Raw genomic sequence first — 19,577 nt, forward strand, 5'->3', positions numbered from 1 at the left:
CTGAAAGTTGCCTTGATAAAAAAGGTAGAAAGGCAGTTTAGCCTTTTTCGAGCCATGGAGAAGCGGCTCCGCGATTGCCCATACTGTGCTCACTTGCTAAAGGAGCCTGACGATGGACAAGACTTTACGCCGCGGTTCGCTGGAAATGACGGCCGCCATGCTGATCTCCGGCACCATAGGTTGGTTCGTGCTGGTGTCCGGCCAACCGGTGTTGGATGTGGTGTTCTGGCGTTGCGTGTTTGGCGCCGCGACTTTGCTGCTGATCTGCGCAGGCTTCGGATTCTTGCGTCCGGGCATCCTCACGCGCACCACGTTTATGCTGGCGGTGCTCAGCGGTGTGGCGATCGTCGGCAACTGGGTGTTGCTGTTCGCCTCTTATTCCCGTGCTTCGATTGCCATCGGTACGGCGGTGTACAACGTCCAGCCGTTCATGCTGGTGGGGTTGGCGGCGTTGTTCCTGGGCGAACGGATCACCGGGCAAAAGCTGTTCTGGTTGGCGATTTCATTCCTCGGGATGCTGGCGATCGTCAGCGCCCACGGCGAGCAAGGGCAGGGTGGCGAAGACTATCTGGCGGGCATCGCCTTGGCGCTTGGCGCCGCGCTGCTGTACGCCATCGCGGCATTGATCATCAAGCGCCTGACGGGGACACCACCGCACCTGATCGCCTTGATCCAGGTGAGCACCGGCGTGTTGCTGCTGGCCCCTTGGGCGAACTTCTCGGCGTTGCCGCAGCAGGCAGCCGCCTGGGCCAGCCTGGTAACCCTCGGCATGGTGCACACGGGTGTGATGTACGTGTTGCTGTACAGCGCCATTCAACGACTGCCGACGGCGTTGACTGGCGCGCTGTCATTCATTTATCCCATCGCGGCGATCTTCGTCGACTGGTTCGCCTTCGGTCATCGCCTCGAAGCCTTGCAATGGCTGGGCGTGGCGGCGATCTTGCTGGCGGCCGCCGGCATGCAGCAAGGCTGGACCCTGAAGTGGCGACGGTCCAGCCCGGCGGTGACGGATCAGAAGATGTAGTCGGTCGTGAGGAAGTTCGAGTCCCGGTCGCGAATGATGTCGCTGATCAGCGCCTTGTTGTTTTCCTGGAATTTGGTCGTCACCAGGGTGCGGATTGAAAAGGTGCGCAAGGCATCGTGTACCGACAGCGTGCCCTCGGCGGAGTTTTTCCGGCCATTGAACGGGAAGGTGTCCGGACCGCGCTGGCATTGAGCATTGAGGTTGATGCGCCCGACCTGGTTGGCGAAGGTATCCACCAACCGGCCCACTTGTGCCGGATTGGTGCCGAAAATGCTCAGTTGCTGGCCGAAATCGGATTCGAGTACGTAATCGATCACGCTCTCGAGGTCGTGGTACGGCACGATGGGCACGACCGGGCCGAACTGTTCTTCGTGATAAATCCGCATCGACGGGTTCACTGGATAGAGCACGGCCGGATAGAAGAACGAACTCCGGGATTCGCCGCCGTGAGGATTGGTGATCCGGGCGCCCTTGGCCACCGCGTCGGCCACCAGGGAATGCAGGTAGTCGACCTTGCCCGTCTCGGGCAGCGGCGTCAGCGCCACGCCTTCTTCCCAGGGCATGCCGGGTTTGAGGGCGGCGAGCTTGGCGTTGAATTTCTCGATGAACATCGGCGCGACGTCCTCGTGGACGAACAGGATCTTCAGCGCCGTGCAGCGTTGGCCGTTGAACGACAGCGAGCCGGTCAGCGCTTCACTGACGGCGTTGTCCAGGTCCACTTCGGGCAGCACCAGCCCCGGATTCTTCGCATCCAACCCCAGGGCTGCCCGCAAGCGATGGGGGCGTGGGTGCAGTTTTTTCAGATCGCTGGCGGCCTTGTTGGTGCCAATGAAGGCGAAGATGTCAATTTTCCCGCTGGCCATCAACGCACTGACGGTTTCCCGTCCGCTGCCGTAGATCACGTTGATCACGCCCGCCGGGAAACTGTCACGGAAGGCTTCCAGCAATGGCCGAACCAGCAGTACGCCAAGCTTTGCCGGCTTGAACACCACGGTATTGCCCATGATCAAGGCGGGGATCAAGGTGGTGAAGGTTTCGTTCAGCGGATAGTTGTAGGGGCCCATGCACAAAGCCACGCCCAGGGGCACGCGACGGATCTGTCCGAGAGTGTCTTGCTCCAACTCAAAGCGGCTGGAGCGCCGGTCCAGTTCCTTGAGGGCGTTGACGGTGTCGACGATGTAGTCGCAGGTGCGGTCGAACTCCTTCTGGGAATCCTTGAGGTTCTTGCCGATTTCCCACATCAGCAATTTAACCACCGCCTCGCGTTGTTCACGCATGCGCGCCAGGAAGGTTTCCACATGGCCGATGCGTTCGGCCACGCGCATCGTTGGCCACTGGCCCTGGCCACGGTCGTAGGCTCGGACGGCGGCGTCCAAGGCAGTGAGGGCGGTCTTGGCATCCAGCAGCGGTGTGCTGCCGAGGATGACTTGTTCATCGCCATGCTCGCCGGTCACGTAGACCGGGCTGCGTACCACGGCCAACGGTCCTTGCCAGGCGTGCAGGACACCGTCGACGAGGTACTCACGCTGTTCCACCTGCCCATCGAGGCGGTAGGCGTCCGGGATATCGGTGGCGGTGGGAAATAGCTTGGCGAGGAGGGGGGCTGTGGTCATGTCGTTACTCCATCAATGAAATGAGCCATGGGCTGAGGGGGCAAGAATCGATCGTCTCCAGGGTTATACCCCCAAAAGGCGCCTTGCTGTCTACTCAAGATATCCCTGTGCTCAAGTAGACAGCTGGCGATGCTTACCAGCGCATCCGTACCCCCAGGCTGGTAATGAGGCCGTTCAGATCGTTGTCATCGACGTCGCTGCTGTAGTCGGCGCTGACGTACAGGCTGACCACCGGGGTGACGCGCGCCACCAGGCCCAGGCCGAGTTCAACGGTCGAGGATTTACGGCTGCTGCTGATCTTGTCGACCTTGTCCAGGGCCAGGGTCTCGCCACTCTGCACTGTGTGCCACAGGTTAGTGCGCACATACGGCTCGACGCCCAGGCCGTTGACATTGTAGGCCCCTTTGAGTCGTGCGCCGACGCGTCCGCTCCAGGTGCTCAGCTCATTGGCGGAGCGATTTTCGGTATTGGTCGTGTCGAGGGTGATGCGCTGATTGATCAGTTGCGCCTGGGGTTCGATCACCCAGTTGTCACTGACGCCTATGGGAAAACCTCCTTCGACCGACAGGGTCACGGCGTTGCCTTCCAAGGGCTGGCGCTCTCCTTGCGGGTTGCGGCTGTAGCCGTTGACCCGGCCACCGCTGGCATTGAGGTCGACATGCCAGCCGGCCGGTCCGGTCAGGCTCCAATAGGCGCCCAGGTTGCTACCTTGCAAATTGAGGACGTCTCTGTCCGACCGGCCCATGACAGGCGTTACCAGCATCCCCCCGGTGGTGCCGATGATCTGGTTCTGTCCGCTGATCAGGCCCATGCGCTGGGTGTGGCCGTTGGCGTTTTGCTGGACGAACAGCGCCGGGCTTTTGTCTGAAGTGGTGAGCGGGTCGGTGACCAAGGCGTTCTGGCCGCCAGGTTGTACCCGGCCAAACCAGGGCTGCAAAGGGTCCTCGGTAGGCCAGGCCTGAGCCTGGATCGAGGCGCACAACAATACGGTGGTCGACGCTGTATGAAGGGTGGTAGTGAAGACGTGTGGACGAACGGGAGCTTTCATGGGGGTCTGCCTTGCAATCGCATCTATTTCTCGCTTAGGGCGTCCTCTCCTACCCCGAATGAGGGGCGACCGAATGGATTGAGGCAAGCCTCGGGCGGCCCGCCGTGGCGGGTTCCAGAGGCCTGCCCCTGACTGTATTTCCGGGGGTAGTACGGTGTAGTCAAGAAGACTGATGGCGTTGCGTCAAGAAAATGTCCGATGAATGGAGGCTCGTTATCTGACGATATAAATGACTGATTTACGGCGTTTTTGCTGGCGTCAGTTGTTTGTCGAGGACTACCAGCTGATCCTCACACCAAGATTTCCTGCCACGCTGCGTTGTTGGGTGCTGTCGAGGTTGTTGCTGTAGTCGGCGCTGGCGTACACGCTGACGGTGGGCGCCAGGCTGACGATGACACCGACCCCCAGGTCGGCGGTGGAGGCGCGCTGCTGCGTTTCGACCCGTTCGGTGTCGTCGAAGGTCACGGTGTCGGTGCCGGAAAAGGTGTGCCAGAGGTTGGCGCGCAGATACGGTTCCACCGGCGTACCGCTGACCTGATAGCGCCCCTTCAGGCGAGCGCCGAGACGTCCGGTCCAGGCACCGTCGGAATCGAACTCGACCTTGGAGATGCCATCATCCTGGGTGTCCAGGGAAATCTTCTGGTGGATGATCTGGACCTGAGGTTCGAGAACCCAGTCAGTGGCGACGGCGAACGGATAGCCAGCCTCTGCCGAGAGTGTCAGGGCGTGGCCGCGATTGTCGATCTTGAGCCCGCGCTCGGAGCGGTTGTCGCCATCCAGGCGCGTGCCCATCACCACCGCATCGACGTAGCCTCCGGTAGGGTCGACGAGCGTCCAGTACAGGCCATAGCTGTCGCCGTCGAGCCCAACCTTGCCGGCGCGGCGCCCTTCGAAACCCAGGTTGAAACCATCGACATGACCGTTCAGCTCGGTATGGCCGACAAAAAAGCCGACGCGCTGGGTCTGGCCGCCGGACAGCAGCGAGCCGTACAGATCGTTACCGACCTGGAAACCCTTGATGGACCCGTCGAATCGGGGGCTGACCGTGCCGGCCCAGGACTGATCCAGATCCTTGCCATAGGCCCGACCCCAACCCGCGCCGAATGCACCGGTTTCGCTGAGCAGGCGCTGGTCGCCCTGGCGGTCATGGAACGTCCCCAGGGCCATCAGGGTCAGTTGCGCTGCTACCGGTGGCAGGACCGACCAGGTAGGCACTTCCGGACGATACAGCGGGATAGGCGCAGCGCCCGGTATCGGCGTCGGCAGCGGAGGCAATGTCGGGCTGGGGGCCGCGACGGGGCCGGCGACGACCGTCGAGCGTAGATACCAATTGTTTTCGTTGCCGCTGACGCCACCCTTGAACAGACGGTAGTCAAAGGCACCGGCCGAAACCGATTGCGCCAGGGAAAAGGCACTGCTGTCACTGACGGCTCCGCCCTGGGCCTGGACCAACTCGATGCCGTCGCGGGTGGTCAACGCGCCCGCGCCGCCTTGGTTGGTGACTACGATGGCGGTGGTGCCGGTAAGTGTCCCGCCATTGACCACCAGCTTGTCGCTGGGCGCGTCGTCCGCACCGAGCGCGCTCTGCAGGCGCAGTTGACCGTTGTTGCCGACGTAGTTGCCTTGGATCGTGAGGGTGTCGCTGGTGCGGCTGTTACCCGTGGTCAGGTCAATGGCCCCGGCGTTGTTGAGGGTGACCCGTTGACCAGCAGCAAACGCTGCAACGCTGCCCTGGCTCGATGTCAACACGCTGCTGGCGTCAATGTTGAGCACGCCCGTGGCGGACGCGCTGTCACCCAACACCAGTGCATCCGCGAGATCCAGGCGCGAACCTTGGGTGAGGTTGACCGTTTCCCAATTGATGTAGCGGGCGCCGGTGTCGGAGGTGCTGCCGGCGAATGTCAGGACGTCCTGGCCCAGGCCACCGTCGAGACTGGGGTTAGGACTGAGTTGCGTTGGCGTGAGGTTGCTCAACAGGGCGGTATCACTGCCGTCGCCCATCAGGATCGCCGAATGGATCAGGCCGCCGCTCCACTCGAACCGATCATCGCCCAGGCTGGCCCGGACCTCGCCGATGATTTCACCGCCGCTGACGCTGATGCTATCGTTGCCATCGCTAACACTGACGTTGCCACCGATGCGCCCTCCCGAGAGGATGATGGTGTCCTGGCCGAACCCGGTCACCAGGTTGCCGATGATGTTCCCGCCCGACATGTCGAAGACGTTGTCATCGAGTTTCATGTTGACCCGGCCAATGGTGCCACCGGTCATTTTCGCGATGTCGCCATCTTCGAATGCGTCGACGATGGTGCCGCCGGTCATCAGGAATGAATCGATGCCGTCACCTTGGGACAAGGAAAGGATCCTGCCGCCATTCATGACGAACGCATCTGCCTCCGAACCTTGCTCGACGTCACCGTCGATCACGCCGTTGGCGTTGATCTCGATGCGATCGATCCCGGCACCGAAGCTGACATTGCCGGTGATGATGCCACTGCCGTTGGCGGGCAGCGTCAGGCTGTTGTTGCCCGAAAGATCGGTGAGCCCGGGGCTGGTGCCGCTGTCGCAGACATAGACATCGTCGCCTGCCGTTGGTGTCAGCGTACAGGCAGCCATGGCGTCCGGCGCCGGTAGCAGCAGCGGTGCCGATAGCCATAGAAGGTTGAACAGCCGAATGTACCCACGATCGCGCAAGCTCATGTGCTATCCCTCTGCCACGGCATCCCTGGAATGCCTGCTCCAGCATCGGTTGCACTACAAAAGGCACACAGGACCTGGCAACACTCGCTGTATGGAATGGCACCCTAACAATGAATAATGGGCCTCGCTACTGTCAGAACTTACAGGTCGTTGTGCAGTAGCGAGGACGCTGGCGGGGAGTTACAGACGCACTTCCACCGATAGAGGTAGGTGATCGCTCAGGTGGGTCCAGGGTTTGTTACCCAGGATATGCGGGGCATGGCTGGTGGCGTTGCGCAGGTAAATGCGGTCCAGGCGCAGCAGGGGAAAGCGGGCCGGGTAGGTCCTCGCTGGCCGGCCGTGGTGATGCTCGAAGGCTTCGTGCAGGTATTGGCGACGGGCGAGGGTGGCATTGCCGCGTAGCTGCCAGTCATTGAAGTCGCCGGCGATGATTACCGGGGCGTCTTCGGGAAGTGAGTCGAGCAGTTGGCAGAGCAGCTTGAGCTGCAATTGGCGATGGCTCTCCAACAGGCTCAGGTGTACGCAGATGCCATGGACTTCGGCATGGCCAGGCACATCGAGAACGCAATGCAGCAGGCCACGTCGCTCGGGGCCGGTGATGGATACGTCGAGATTGCGGAACTGGCGGATCGGGTATTTGGACAAGAGCGCGTTGCCATGATGGCCATCGGGGTAGACGGCGTTGCGACCATAGGCGAAGTCACTCCACATGCTGTCGGCCAGGAATTCGTATTGGGAGGTCTGGGGCCAGTTGTCGTAGCGCGAGGCGTGACGGTCATGCTCACCCAGCACCTCCTGCAGGAACACCAGGTCAGCACCGGTGGTGCGCACCGCTTCGCGCAATTCCGGGAGGATGAAGCGGCGGTTGAGGGCGGTGAAACCCTTGTGGGTGTTGACCGTCAGGACCTGCAACCGATGGACCGTCGCGTGTGGGTCCAATGGCACTGATTCGACAGCTCGCCAGTCGGGATCGCGAGTCACGTTCACTCCTGAATCAGACATACCTGTTCATGCGACTGACCTGAGGTGGCGGCAGTTCCGGATTTTTTTTCGTTCCCTGCCGGTACTGAATGCCTGTGGGAGCAACGCTTTGCTCCCACAGGCATTGGCTGGTTTCAGGTGTTCAGATAAAGACAATCTCATACGGCATGCCCATGCGATCCAGGATGACCCGCGGCACCAGCGGCGCGATACCGTTGGCGGGTTCGCCGTTGAGCTGGCTGGCGTAGGCATGCATCGCGTGGCGTTTGCGGGCGGTGGTCCAGACATCCAGGCGCAATTTGCGGGCACGGTGCCAGGGAATTTTATTCTGTTCGCGAACCGGCCAGTGCCAGGCCCACACCGGTAACTCGTGGAACAGCGCCCCGACGTGCTCCGCCGCTTGGGCCCCGACATGACCGACGGTTTCGTGATCACTGTCGCCGTCCTTGCGCCAGGTGCTGAAGACGATATCACCGGGGCGCAGGTAACGAGCAATGAAGGCGGCCAGCTCGGTTTCATGGTCGGCCAGGGTCTTCTCCGGGAAGCCGCCACGCACCCATTGCAGGCCGTTAGTCGGCAGGCCCAGGCGATGCAGGGCATCCACGCTTTCCTGGGGATGAGGACGAAAGTTTCGCTGGCGTTCATCGGTCCATAACGGCGAGCCGGGAGGGTTGATGCTGCCGTCTGTGACTGAAATCAGCAGCACCGGTTGGTCCAGGTTGGCCAGCAGTTGGAGCAGGCCGCCACAAGCACCGATCTCATCGCCAGGATGGGGGGAAAGGATGACGGCACGGGCGCCAGGCGGCACGAGCGTTTGGGTACTGATGATGGGAATGTCGGCCAGTTGTGGCGAGCTGTTCCAGATTTGAGGGTGCAGGCGACCTTGCAAGCGAGAGGCGGGTTTCATCAGGGACGTCCTTGTTATATTGAGTCTTGCAGCCATGGCAGCCATGCATCCTACAAACTGTCCGGTGGTATCCGAACGGCACGACTGCGATCTGCGGTGCTCCTGATCCTGGAGTCGCCCGCCTCCGAAGTATTGACCATGGCGGGGGATTCGTCGCGTTACATGTGTATCTGAACTGCATTTTTTTAGCGTATCTGCTCTGGAATATCACGTCCTTGTGGTTCTTCATGGGGTGACCGTTTATCGCCGGAGTGTTATTCATCATCCTCACGTTGCAGCTCGAACAACAACAGTGAGCGGCCGGTCACGGAATATTCGGAATCGAAATCGAAGCGCTCCTGGCCGCGCACCTCCGGCTGGTTGGTGTCGATCATGCAGGTCCAGAAACTGCCTTCCGGTACCTGCGGCAGGAGGAAATTGACGATGTCATGGTGCGCATTGACCACCAGCAACAGCGTGGCGTCGCCGCCCTTGCGGCGGATACCGGTTTCCTGGGCGCGACCGTCCATCAGCATTCCCAGGCAGCGGCCGTGGCGGTCGTGCCATTGCTCGGTGGTCATTTCGTTACCATCCGGGGCCAGCCAGGTCACGTCCTTGACGCCGATGTCTTCGTTGTAATTGCCCACCAAAAATCGCCCACGCCGCAGGATCGGATAAGACAGGCGCAGCCTGATCAGGCGCTTGACGAACTTGAGAAGGGCCTCGCCATCCTCGCTCAGGTCCCAGTTGACCCAGCCGATTTCGCTGTCCTGGCAATAGGCGTTGTTGTTGCCGTGCTGGGTACGGGCGAATTCGTCGCCGGCGACGATCATCGGGGTGCCTTGGGCCAGCAGCAGGGTGGCGAAGAAGTTACGCATCTGCCGGTGCCGCAGGGCGTTGATCTGCGGATCGTCCGTGGGGCCTTCGACGCCGTGGTTCCAGGACAGGTTGTTGTTGCTGCCGTCCTGGTTGTTTTCGTCGTTGGCTTCGTTGTGCTTGTCGTTGTATGACACCAGGTCGTGCAGGGTGAAACCGTCGTGGGCCGTCACGAAATTCGCCGAGGCGTATGGGCGACGGCCGCGCTGGTTGAACATCTCGCCCGACGCGGTCATGCGGCTGGCGAAGTCGGCCAACTGGCCATCGTCGCCTTTCCAGAAAGCACGCACGGTGTCACGAAATTTATCGTTCCATTCGACCCAGCCCGGCGGAAAGCGCCCCACCTGATAACCGCCAGGGCCACAGTCCCAAGGCTCGGCGATCATTTTCACCTGGCGCAAGACCGGGTCCTGGCGGCAGGCGACGAGGAAGCTGTGGCGTTCGTCGAAGCCGTCGTGGTAACGGCCCAGGATGGTCGCCAGGTCGAAGCGAAAACCATCGACGTGCATCTCCGTGGCCCAGTAGCGCAGGGAGTCGGTGACCATCTGCAAGACGCAGGGGTGACTCAGGTCCAGGGTGTTGCCGGTGCCGGAATCGTTGATGTAGTAGCGTTTGTCGTCGGGCCACAGCCGATAATACGAGGCGTTGTCGATGCCCCGCATGGACAGGGTCGGACCTTGTTCATTGCCTTCGGCGGTGTGGTTGTAGACCACGTCGAGGATGACTTCGAGATTGGCGTCGTGCAGGTGCGCGACCATTTCCTTGAACTCGGCGATCTTGCCACTGGCCAGGTAGCGTGGGTCCGGGGCAAAGAAGGCAATGCTGTTATAGCCCCAGTAGTTGGTCATGCCCTTGTGCAACAGGTGCTGGTCGTTGACGAAGGCGTGGATGGGCAAGAGTTCCACCGATGACACGCCCAGCTTGCGGATGTGTTCGAGCACGTCGTCGACCATCAGCCCGGCGAACGTGCCGCGCAGGTTCTGCGGCACGGCGGGATGACGCATGCTGAAGCCGCGCACATGGGTTTCATAAAGGATGGTCTTGTCCCATGGCACGCTGACGCGATGGTCGTGGCCCCAGGTATGGGCCGGGTCGATCACCTTGCACTTGGGCACGAACGGCGCGCTGTCGCGTTCATCGAAACTGAGGTCGCCGTCGGGGTGGCCGATGGTGTAGCCGAACAGCGCTTCGGACCACTTCAGCTCACCGACCAATTGCTTGGCGTAAGGGTCGATCAGCAGCTTGTTGGGGTTGAAGCGATGGCCGTTTTCCGGGTCATAGGGGCCATGGACCCGATAGCCATAGATCAGGCCCGGATGGGCGTCAGGCAGGTAGCCGTGGTAAATCTCGTCGGTGTATTCCGGCAGTTCGATGCGTTCGATCTCGACTTCGCCGGCATCGTCGAAAATGCACAGTTCGACCTTGGTTGCATTGGCTGAGAACAGCGCGAAATTGACCCCAAGGCCATCCCAGGTAGCACCGAGAGGAAAAGGCAGCCCTTCACGAATCCGCGAAGCCTCGATTACGGGCGGCGGCGTGTTTTTTTTGGGACGGGTCATGGTTGCTCCTGCAAAACAGACTAAAGACAGCGGCGTCATTCATGGGGGCTGTGCCCTGAACGAGTGGCGAGGGGGATAACCCCGTCGCCACTAAGAGGCGTTAGGCTTTGTACGAAAAGTGCCTGCGCGACGATCAGCGACTTTTCGTACAAAGCCTAGCTCGAGACCGAGGATGCTGGTGATTCAGACCGCTGGCGGCTTGCGTGTGGCGCGGGGCTTCTTGTCGGCGGTTTTATTGGCCGAAGGCACCTGTGCGGCGCTCGCTGAAGGCTTGGCGGCAGGTTTGACCTTGGGCGCGGTGTTTTTCGCCGCGCTCCTCGCCGCCGCTGGCTTGGCACCGTCCAATTTGCTGGCCGCCGCTTTACTCGCCGCCTTGGGGGGCTTGCTGGGGGCCAGCGCTTCGGCCTCGGCCAGCTTGCGTGCCATTTCCCAGTGGCGCTTTTCCTGCCCACTGGGCTTACCCTCGGACTCCCAGATCTGATAGGCGAATTCGCGAATGCGTTTATCGTCGGTACTCATTGCTGTGCTCCTGACTGACTCAAGGTTGGATAAAGACGTTGACCGGGAACTCCCTCAGTGCGGTGCAGACCATCAACTCCCCTTGAGGTGTGACTGCTTCGCTTGAAAAAAGTCCCTTCAGTTTTGCATCCTCGGCGGCGAGCGGTAGCGACACGCGGGTATCGCCCCAATCCGATGCCAGAACCCGTGGCACGGCACTGTTTTCCAGCAGCGCGGCGCTATGGACCGGCACCATGACCACCGCCCGTTGTTGCCCCTGCTCACGCATGAAGGCCAAGACCCTGTGAGCCTGCTCGCCGACCACTGGCAGCGGCTGGTAGCTGCCCTGGCGGAACAGCTGTGGGTACTCGGCGCGCAAGGCCAATGTCCTGGCGATCAAGGCCTGCTTGATCCGTCCGTCCCGCCAGGCAGTGACCAGGGCGGGCGCGCAGGCGTCGGCCTGCATCGCTTCGCGGCGGGTCTTGAAATCCACCGGTCGGCGGTTGTCCGGATCCACCAGGCTGAAATCCCAGAACTCGTTGCCCTGATACAGGTCCGGCACGCCGGGTACGGTCATGCGCAGCAAAGTTTGCGCCAGGCTATTGAGGGCACCGGCCGGGGCGATCGCCTGGACGGCCTCGGCAATAGCGCTGCGCAGCGGCAGGCCTTCCTCGCACAGCAGCAGCCGTTCAAGGAACATCCGCGTCGCTTGTTCGTAGGCGTCGTTGACCGCCGCCCAACTGCTTTGCAGCTTGGCTTCGCGCAGGGCCTTGCACTGCCATTGCCACAGGCGCTCGTTGTACTCGGCGAGGGCTTCGGGGTCCTGGAGATCGAGGTCCAATGGCCAACTGCCGAGCAGGGCCTGGTACAGGATCAGTTCATCGCCGGCCGAGGGCGCCGCCGGATCGCTGTGCAGCGAAGGGGACAGGATGCGCCATTGTTCCACGCAGGCGATGTACCAATCGGCGCGCTCGCTGAGCACCGCCAGGCGGGCACGGGTGTCTTCACCACGCTTGTGGTCGTGGGTGGCCGTGGTTACCAGGTTATCGGGGAAATGAGCCAGCCGTTGCCCACAGGCATCGTGAAATGCCTGCTGCGCGGCGCTGAAGCATTCGGTGTTGAACCCCACATCGTTGCGCGACAGCAGTACCGCCGAGCGATAGAGCGCCGTGTCTTCCACGGCCTTGGCGGCGGTCGGCGAGGTCAATTGCTGGAAGCGCACGCAGGCATGGCGCAAACGCTTGCGCTGGCTGCCCCGAGGGCGTCGGCGCCAGGGTAACCCGCCCAGCCAGCCGGCCAGGCAGTCGAGCACCGGCCAGTCGGCTTCGCTGAGGGTTTGCCGGGCACCTTCGAGCGCTTGCTGGAAAACCACCTCATCTTCGGCGCTGCGCCCCAGGGGCGTGATGTAGGTGCGATACACCGGGAAGTGCTCGATCAACGCCTGCAAGGCCCGGCGAATGGCGCCCAGGGTCAGGTCGCGGGTCATGACATCGTCCCGGGCCACTTGCAGCAAGGCCTGGGCGACGCTTTCGAAATCGCCGGCCAGGGAGCCGGCGAGGATCTGCTGGCGGGCCAGGCGAGCTTCTTCGAGGAAATGCGCGGGGCGCTCGCTGTGGCGCGCCCAGAACTCTGCAAGGGCCGCGCCGCCGTCGGGCTCATGTTGCAACAGCGAGATCTGGTTCATGAATTCATAGCCAGTGCTGCCATCGATGTTCCAGTCCCGGCGCAAGGTCTCGCCCTCGCCGAGAATTTTCTCGACGAAGATCGGCAAGTGTCGCGACGGCGACAGCGAATCGACACGTCTGCGCAATTTGCGACAGTAACCGCGCGGGTCGGCCAGGCCGTCGATGTGGTCGATCCGCAGTCCGTCCACCCACCCTTGGTCGATCAGTTGGAAGATCTTGGCGTGGGTGGCTTCGAACACCGTCGGTCGCTCGACCCGCAGGGCACCCAGTTCGTTGACATCGAAAAAACGTCGCCAGTTGATGTCGTCCGCCGCCGTACGCCAGCTGGCGAGTCGGTAGCTCTGGCGTTCCAGCAACTGATGCAGGCGCTCGAACCCTTGGGGTTGGGTGGCGTCGTAGCCACGCAGGTTGTCCTCGATGGCGGCGAGGATGTCGCCGTCGGCCGCCAGCTCGCTCAGTTCCGTTTGCAGCGGGCGGGCGAGGGTGTGGGCGTCGGTCTGGTAATTGAGCGTGGTGAAGCGCTCGGCCAGCGTCTTGAGGGTTTCGGCCTGTTCGGCGGGCAGGGTCTCGACCGGCCGCAGCAGTTCGCCGTAATGCATCGGGCAGATGGGGAAGTGGTGTTCGTAGTGCTCGACATGGAAGCGGCCCTGGCTGGCGTCGAAGCGCAGTTGCAAGGTGCCTTCCTGCAACGCCACGCCATAGTCGCTGCCGAGGAATGGCAGCAGCAGTTGGCCTTCCATCAGCGGGTCGGGGGAGTGCCACTGGATGTCGAAGAATTCGCCATAAGGGCTCAAGCGCCCCCATTCCAGCAAGTCCAGCCACCAAGGGTTGTCATTGCCGCCCACCGCCATGTGGTTGGAGACGATGTCGAGGATCAGGCCCATCCGGTGTTCGCGCAGAGTGGCAACCAGGCGCCCGAGCGCCGGTTCACCGCCCAGCTCCGGGTTGACCTGGGTCGGGTCGACCACGTCGTAGCCGTGCAGGGAGCCGGCCCGCGCCTTGAGCAGCGGTGAGGCATAGACATGGCTGATACCCAGCGAGGCGAAGTACGGCACCAGGGCGATGGCATCGTCCAGGGTGAAGCCTTTGTGGAACTGCAAGCGCAGTGTCGCCCGAAGGGGTGGGTTAAACGTCGGTGTCATCGGTCACGCTCGTTCGCCTGAAGCCTCGCACAGGCGAGTATTTCCAGGCGCCGGGCGGCGTCCGGGTCATCCAGCAGCACCTGGCTTTCATGCGCGAGGCGGCGGCGCCAGTTGGGGTGGGTGTCGATGGTGCCGGGCAAGTTCGCCTGCTCCTCGATGCCCAGGGCATCTTCGAGCGGCAACAACACCAGCGGTGCCCGGGTGTGGCCGAGGAAGCGCACGCTGGCGTCGAGCACCTGGTCGGTTTCGCGGTGCTCCTCGCGAAAGTTCTGCGGATCCTGGTTCAACACCGCGCGCAGGCCTTCGCGTTCACGTTCACGGTGTTTGCGCCAGTCCATTTCCGTATGGGAGTCGATCAGGTCGAGTCGGGCGTTCCAGTCGATATCGTGACCATGCCACCAGCCATTGAGCGTCGGCAGGTCGTGGGTACTGGTGGTGGCCAGGGCGCTGTCCGGCCAGTCGAGGATCGGCTTGAAATGGGTATTGTCCTGTTCGAACAACAACACGCGCATGCCCAGGATCGAGCGGGCGCAGAGTTTTTCCCGCAGGCCGTCGGGCACCGTGCCGAGGTCCTCGCCGAGCACGATCGCCTGGTGGCGGTGGGACTCCAGGGCCAGCAGGCGCAGCAGGTCGTCCAGCGGATAATACAAATAGGCGCCATCGCTGGGCGAGGCGTCGTTGGGGATGACCCAGAGCCGTTGCAGTCCCATGACATGATCGATGCGCAAGCCGCCGGCATGGGCGAAGTTGGCCCGCAGCATTTCAATGAAGGCGCGAAAACCGTTGCGTACCAGGCCTTCCGGGGAAAACGCCGAGATCCCCCAGCCCTGGCCGGAACGGTTGAGAATGTCTGGCGGGGCGCCCACGGTCAGCGACGCGAGCAGTTCATCCTGCCGACTCCAGGCCTGGCTGCCGGCGCCGTCGGCACCCACCGCGAGGTCAGCAATCAGGCCGATGCCCATGCCGCTGGACTTGGCCGCGCTCTGGGCGCGCTCCAGGCAACGGGCGATGAGCCATTGGCAGAACGCGAAATACCCGATTTCGTCGGCATTTTCCTCGGCGAAATGCGCCAGCACCGCGCTGCGCGGGTCGCGCCAGGCTTCGGGCCATTGGCGCCAGTCAAGGCTTTCACCGCAGGCGGCGCGTTCGGCTTGCAGGGCTTCGAAGCGGCAATGGTTTTCCAGGGCCTCGCCGCCGGCATGGCGGAAGCTGGCGAAGTCTTCGTGCAAGGGATGGGCGCCCTGGCTGAAACCGTCGTACAACGCTCGCAGGATCTTCTGCTTGGCCTGGGCCGCCACTGGCCAATCCACCAGCGGCTGGTCTTCCAGGTGGCGCAGTTGCGGGGACAGGCCGGTAGCGTCGATGGCGGCGCGCAGGGCACGCTCGCCGAGGATGGCGCCGGGCGCGGCGTACAGGCTATTGAGAAACAGTCGGCTGGACGGTGAGTACGGGCTGTATCGGCCGGTATCGCTGCTGAACATGGCGTGCATCGGGCTGATGGCGATAGCGTCGGCGCCGCGTTCGCCGGCCACCCGGGCCAGGTCTTCCAGGGCCAGGGTGTCACCGAAACCGCCGTCGCCGGGGCGGCGAAGCGCGTACAACTGCGCGCTGAAGCCCCAGGCACGGGGTGTCGGATCGTCCACGGCATCGGCCACGCTGTAGCAACGGGCCGGTGCGACGGCCAGGGTGAAATGCTGGTCCTGGATACGCACGTGCTGGTACCCCACCGGGATCATCCCCGGCAGCCTGGCGCTGTCATCGAGGTTGAGGTGCAGCGTCGCACCGTCTTCGAGCTTGATTTCGCACGCTGTCGTGGCGTCGAAATAGCGGCTCAGGTCCAGGCTCGCCCCGGCATCGACGGTGAGCAGGGGCGGCAGCCGATGGTTCTGTCGGGCTTGCTGCAACTGCAACAGGCTGGCGTCGATTTCCTGCGCCGTCCCGGCTGGGTGGCCAAGGGCCATGAGGACTGCGCGCAACACGGCTGGCGAGACCTTCTGGGGCCGACCGTTGGCGTCGATCCAGTCAACCGCCAGGCCCGCCTGGCTGGCCAGGACTTCCAGTTGCGCGTCGCTCATGGGCGCTCTCCGATGATGTTGGGCAAGATGGTCGCTTGCGTCAGGCTGACCAGCACGCTGTAGGGCGTCAGGATCCCCTTTTGCAACAGACCCGTGACCTGTTCCGGATGTTCGAAAAGAATGCGTGCGTCTTCCGCGGAGGTGTGCTCGACGGTCTGGTCGCTGAGGTTCAGGTCGATGCGCAACACGCTGCCATCGCCCAGTTGCCAGCGTGCACTGACCGCGCCGTGGCCCAGCACCTCGGCGCCCAAGGCGTGAGCGCCGGGCAGGCGCGGGACGATGTCTTCCCGGCGGATTTTCAGCAGGTGGCGATACAACGCCTCAGTGTCCAACTGCTCCGGTTGCTGCACTTGCAGGCTCGGACGCGAGGCCTCGAAGGTACTGGCGGCGTTGGGGTCGGGAATTGCCCGGCGTTTTTCAGGGTCGGCGAATGCACGGAATGCCTTGAACTCGTTACGCCGGCCTTCGCGCACCCGTTCGGCCAGCTCGCCGTGGTGGCTGGTAAAGAACAGGAAGGGTTGCCTGGCGCTGAACTCATCGCCCATGAACAGCAGCGGAATCATCGGCGACAACAGCAACAACACCGTCGCTGCCTGCAGCGCCTGGGTCGGAGCGAGTTGGTGCAGGCGCTCGCCCAGGGCCCGGTTGCCAATCTGGTCATGGTTCTGCAAGAACAGCACGAAGGCGCTGGGCGGCAGATGGCCGCTGGGTTCGCCCCGGGGCTGGCCGTGGCGATTGATGTGCCCCTGGAACACGAAGCCCTGGCTGAGACAGCGCGCCAGTTGTTCGGTGGGCTGTTCGGCATAGTCGGCGTAATAGGCGTCCGTCTCGCCGGTCAGCAGCACGTGCAACGCGTTGTGGCCGTCGTCGTTCCACTGGGCGTCGTAACCGTGCTCCAGCAGGCTGGCCTGGTTGTGCTCGTTTTCCACAGTCAGCCAGACATGTCGGGTGGGATCGACCTGTTCACGGATCCTGGCCGCCAGTTCCTGGAGAAAATCCGGGTCTTCGATGGCGTGCACGGCGTCCAGGCGCAGGCCGTCGAAGCGGTATTCCAGCAGCCACATGAGCGCATTGTCGATGAAGAAGTCCCGCACTTCGCGGCGCCGGAAGTCGATCGCCGCGCCCCAGGGCGTGTGCTTGTCTTCGCGGAAGAAGCCTTTGGCATAGCGGTGCAGGTAATTGCCGTCGGGGCCGAAGTGGTTGTAGACCACGTCGAGGATCACCGACAGTCCGTGGCCATGGGCACTGTCGATCAGGTGCTTGAGCTGTTCCGGCGTACCGTAGGAAGCCTGGGGCGCGTAGGGTAGGACGCCGTCGTAACCCCAGTTGCGATCGCCGGGAAACTGCGCCAATGGCATCAGCTCGATAGCGGTGACACCCAGCCCGGCCAGGCGCGCCAGTTGTTGCTCGACCCCCTCGAAGCCGCCAAGGGTGCCGACGTGCAGCTCGTAGATCACCGCTTCGTACCACGGGCGTCCGGACCAGCGGGTGTGGCGCCATGGGTACGCGTGAGGATCGACCACCACGCTCTGGCGATCGATGTCGCCGGCCTGGGCGCGGGAGGCCGGGTCGGGCACCTCCACTTCGCCATCGATGTTATAGCGGTAGCGGGTGCCGGCGGGGCAGCGGGTCTGGATCACGAACCAGCCATCGGCTTGGGGCAGTAGCGGGATTGAATCCCCTGTGTCGAGTTCGACACTGACAAAAAAGGCATCCGGGGCCCAGAGAGCGAAGCGCGTATGCTCGGCATCGAGCATGACCGCGCCATGGGTCCATGTATCTGGTGTCCTTGATGACATCGTTACCTCATGGTCTGGCCGATTTACCCAGTGACTTGGCCACCAGCTGTTCGTAGAGTTCGGCGTAGGGTTCCACGGCCTGGCACCAGTTGAACGGTGCCGACATGGCCCGGCAGCGCATGGCGTTGAGCAGGCCGGGGAACTCGAAGACCTTGAAGGCCCGGCTCAGCGCCTGCTTGTAGCTCTCCACGGTGGATTCATCGAAGAGGAAACCGGTGATGCCGTCCTCAATGGTGTCCGCCAGCCCGCCGGTGTTGCGCGCCACCGGCAGCGAGCCGAAGCGCTGGGCATACATCTGGCTCAAGCCGCAGGGCTCGTAGCGCGATGGCATCAACAGGAAATCACTGCCGGCGAACATCCGCCGCGCATCGGTTTCGTTGAAGCCGATGCGCACGCCGATCCGACCGGGAAAGCGCAGGGCCAGCTCACGCATTGCCTGTTCTTCTTCGGGTTCGCCGCGACCGATGATGGCGATCTGGCCGCCAGACTCAACGATGAACTCCGCGACGGCTTCGGTCAGGTCCAGGCCTTTCTGGTACACCAGGCGCGACACCACGGCGAACAGCGGGCCGGTGGATTCATCCAGGCCAAACAGGTTGCGCACATGGGCGGCGTTGACCGCTTTGCCTTCCCAGTCGCCGATGGCGAAGTTGTGCAACAGGTGCGAGTCGGTGGCCGAATCCCAGCTTTCGTCGATGCCGTTGGGAATGCCGCTGAGCAAGCCTTGCTGGGTCTTGGATGCGAGGAAACCGTCGAGCCCGCAGCCGAAGGCCGGCGTGGTGATTTCCTGGGCGTAGGTGGCGCTGACGGTGGTGATGTGGCTGGAGTAGGCCATGCCAGCCTTGAGGAACGACAATTTGCCGTAGAACTCCATGCCTTCCTGTTGCAGGGCGTGTTCGGGAATCCCCAGCTCCGGGCACGACGCCAGGCTCACCACGCCCTGGTACGCCAGGTTGTGGATGGTGAACAGGGTCGGGGTGCGTTGTCCGCGCCAGTGCATGTAGGCGGGCGCCAGTCCGGCCGGCCAGTCGTGGGCATGGACCAGGTCCGGGCACCAGTGGATCTGCGCCAGGTTGGCGGCAATGTCGGCGGCGGCCAGGCCCAGTCGGGCGAAGCGGATGTGGTTGTCGGGCCAGTCGCGCCCGTTGTTGGCGCCGTACGGCGAACCTTCGCGGGCAAACAGTTCCGGGCAGATCAACACGTAGATGACCAGGCCGTCGGCCATGTCCATGCGCCCGATCTTGCACGGCGGCAACGCCGCGTGGCCGCCCAGTTCGCCGATGATGTGGATCGGGTTGCCGCTGTTCATGACCTGCGGATAGCCAGGGATCAAGACCCTGACATCATGCAGGCTGGCCATGGCCCGGGGCAGGGCGGAGGAAACGTCGCCCAGGCCTCCGGTCTTCACCAGGTCGGCGATTTCCGAGGTCACGAAGAGGATTTTCTTGCGATTGGGATTCTGTCGAACGACAGGGAGCAGTGCCTTGCCTCCGGTGGACAGTACCGGTGTCGTCGGCGATTCGGCCGCCAGCGGTAGTTGAGAACGGACTTGCTGTAGTTCCAAGGCAGCACTGATCATAAATGGCTCCTGTTTCGATCGGTTTCCGGCAAGCGCCAGAGCTGTTGTTTCATTGGCCGAATCCTGCGGCCAGGCGCACAAACACTACGCAAGGAGAGCAAAACGCTGCCCT

General features: G+C 62.8%; 12 protein-coding genes. 1 reads left to right on the forward strand and 11 read right to left on the reverse strand.

The features are described from left to right. Positions 1 to 112: 112 nt before the first annotated feature. Positions 113 to 1,024 carry a DMT family transporter gene (locus N4Q37_RS13535; protein WP_260958505.1) on the forward strand — a complete coding sequence of 304 codons (912 nt, stop codon included), beginning with the start codon at positions 113 to 115 and terminating at the stop codon, positions 1,022 to 1,024. Here the strand turns inward: N4Q37_RS13535 and N4Q37_RS13540 are convergent. The 11 genes from N4Q37_RS13540 to glgA all read right to left on the reverse strand — a co-directional run bounded on the left by N4Q37_RS13540 (position 1,012) and on the right by glgA (position 19,465). Then, on the reverse strand, positions 1,012 to 2,637 hold the full coding sequence (locus N4Q37_RS13540; RefSeq protein ID WP_260958506.1) for an NADP-dependent glyceraldehyde-3-phosphate dehydrogenase: 1,626 nt from the start codon (positions 2,635 to 2,637) through the stop codon (positions 1,012 to 1,014). The genes N4Q37_RS13535 and N4Q37_RS13540 overlap by 13 nt on opposite strands. Before the next feature lie 133 nt (positions 2,638 to 2,770). After that, positions 2,771 to 3,685 carry an autotransporter domain-containing protein gene (locus tag N4Q37_RS13545; protein WP_260958507.1) on the reverse strand — a complete coding sequence of 305 codons (915 nt, stop codon included), beginning with the start codon at positions 3,683 to 3,685 and terminating at the stop codon, positions 2,771 to 2,773. 276 nt (positions 3,686 to 3,961) lie between these two features. Next, the gene (locus N4Q37_RS13550) at positions 3,962 to 6,385 is read right to left on the reverse strand and encodes an autotransporter family protein (RefSeq protein ID WP_260958508.1); all 2,424 of its coding nucleotides are present in this window, start codon (positions 6,383 to 6,385) and stop codon (positions 3,962 to 3,964) included. Between the two features lie 180 nt (positions 6,386 to 6,565). Continuing rightward, positions 6,566 to 7,387 carry an endonuclease/exonuclease/phosphatase family protein gene (locus N4Q37_RS13555; protein WP_390897924.1) on the reverse strand — a complete coding sequence of 274 codons (822 nt, stop codon included), beginning with the start codon at positions 7,385 to 7,387 and terminating at the stop codon, positions 6,566 to 6,568. A gap of 121 nt (positions 7,388 to 7,508) precedes the next feature. After that, entirely contained in the window at positions 7,509 to 8,273 is a 765-nt protein-coding gene (locus N4Q37_RS13560; protein WP_260958509.1) for a PIG-L deacetylase family protein, read from the reverse strand. Between the two features lie 254 nt (positions 8,274 to 8,527). Continuing rightward, positions 8,528 to 10,687, reverse strand: a complete 2,160-nt coding sequence (gene glgX / locus N4Q37_RS13565; protein ID WP_260958510.1) for a glycogen debranching protein GlgX — start codon at positions 10,685 to 10,687, stop codon at positions 8,528 to 8,530. A gap of 183 nt (positions 10,688 to 10,870) precedes the next feature. Continuing rightward, entirely contained in the window at positions 10,871 to 11,206 is a 336-nt protein-coding gene (locus N4Q37_RS13570; RefSeq protein ID WP_260958511.1) for a DUF2934 domain-containing protein, read from the reverse strand. 19 nt (positions 11,207 to 11,225) lie between these two features. Further along, positions 11,226 to 14,012 (reverse strand): malto-oligosyltrehalose synthase, encoded by a 2,787-nt coding sequence (locus tag N4Q37_RS13575; RefSeq protein ID WP_260958512.1) that lies wholly within the window; start codon positions 14,010 to 14,012, stop codon positions 11,226 to 11,228. Beyond that, positions 14,009 to 16,087 carry a 4-alpha-glucanotransferase gene (gene malQ / locus N4Q37_RS13580; protein WP_260958513.1) on the reverse strand — a complete coding sequence of 693 codons (2,079 nt, stop codon included), beginning with the start codon at positions 16,085 to 16,087 and terminating at the stop codon, positions 14,009 to 14,011. The genes N4Q37_RS13575 and malQ overlap by 4 nt, the downstream gene beginning before the upstream one ends. Further along, complete coding sequence (gene treZ, locus N4Q37_RS13585) at positions 16,084 to 17,886, reverse strand: malto-oligosyltrehalose trehalohydrolase (RefSeq protein WP_260958514.1); 1,803 nt, start codon at positions 17,884 to 17,886, stop codon at positions 16,084 to 16,086. The genes malQ and treZ overlap by 4 nt, the downstream gene beginning before the upstream one ends. A 7-nt stretch (positions 17,887 to 17,893) precedes the next feature. After that, positions 17,894 to 19,465: a glycogen synthase GlgA gene (gene glgA, locus N4Q37_RS13590; RefSeq protein WP_260958515.1), complete on the reverse strand. Its 1,572-nt coding sequence runs from the start codon at positions 19,463 to 19,465 to the stop codon at positions 17,894 to 17,896. Between the last annotated feature and the right edge of the window lie 112 nt (positions 19,466 to 19,577).

The sequence above is a fragment of the Pseudomonas citri genome (assembly GCF_025336485.1).
Taxonomy (GTDB): domain Bacteria; phylum Pseudomonadota; class Gammaproteobacteria; order Pseudomonadales; family Pseudomonadaceae; genus Aquipseudomonas; species Aquipseudomonas citri.

What these genes read in the sequence shown, in the direction of transcription:
- N4Q37_RS13560 (WP_260958509.1), bottom strand. Translation starts at nt 8,273, where the DNA reads ATGAAACCCGCCTCTCGCTTGCAAGGTCGCCTGCACCCTCAAATCTGG.
- N4Q37_RS13570 (WP_260958511.1), bottom strand. Translation starts at nt 11,206, where the DNA reads ATGAGTACCGACGATAAACGCATTCGCGAATTCGCCTATCAGATCTGG.
- glgA (WP_260958515.1), bottom strand. Translation starts at nt 19,465, where the DNA reads ATGATCAGTGCTGCCTTGGAACTACAGCAAGTCCGTTCTCAACTACCG.
- malQ (WP_260958513.1), bottom strand. Translation starts at nt 16,087, where the DNA reads ATGAGCGACGCGCAACTGGAAGTCCTGGCCAGCCAGGCGGGCCTGGCG.
- N4Q37_RS13535 (WP_260958505.1), top strand. Translation starts at nt 113, where the DNA reads ATGGACAAGACTTTACGCCGCGGTTCGCTGGAAATGACGGCCGCCATG.
- glgX (WP_260958510.1), bottom strand. Translation starts at nt 10,687, where the DNA reads ATGACCCGTCCCAAAAAAAACACGCCGCCGCCCGTAATCGAGGCTTCG.
- N4Q37_RS13545 (WP_260958507.1), bottom strand. Translation starts at nt 3,685, where the DNA reads ATGAAAGCTCCCGTTCGTCCACACGTCTTCACTACCACCCTTCATACA.
- treZ (WP_260958514.1), bottom strand. Translation starts at nt 17,886, where the DNA reads ATGTCATCAAGGACACCAGATACATGGACCCATGGCGCGGTCATGCTC.
- N4Q37_RS13555 (WP_390897924.1), bottom strand. Translation starts at nt 7,387, where the DNA reads ATGTCTGATTCAGGAGTGAACGTGACTCGCGATCCCGACTGGCGAGCT.
- N4Q37_RS13540 (WP_260958506.1), bottom strand. Translation starts at nt 2,637, where the DNA reads ATGACCACAGCCCCCCTCCTCGCCAAGCTATTTCCCACCGCCACCGAT.
- N4Q37_RS13550 (WP_260958508.1), bottom strand. Translation starts at nt 6,385, where the DNA reads ATGAGCTTGCGCGATCGTGGGTACATTCGGCTGTTCAACCTTCTATGG.
- N4Q37_RS13575 (WP_260958512.1), bottom strand. Translation starts at nt 14,012, where the DNA reads ATGACACCGACGTTTAACCCACCCCTTCGGGCGACACTGCGCTTGCAG.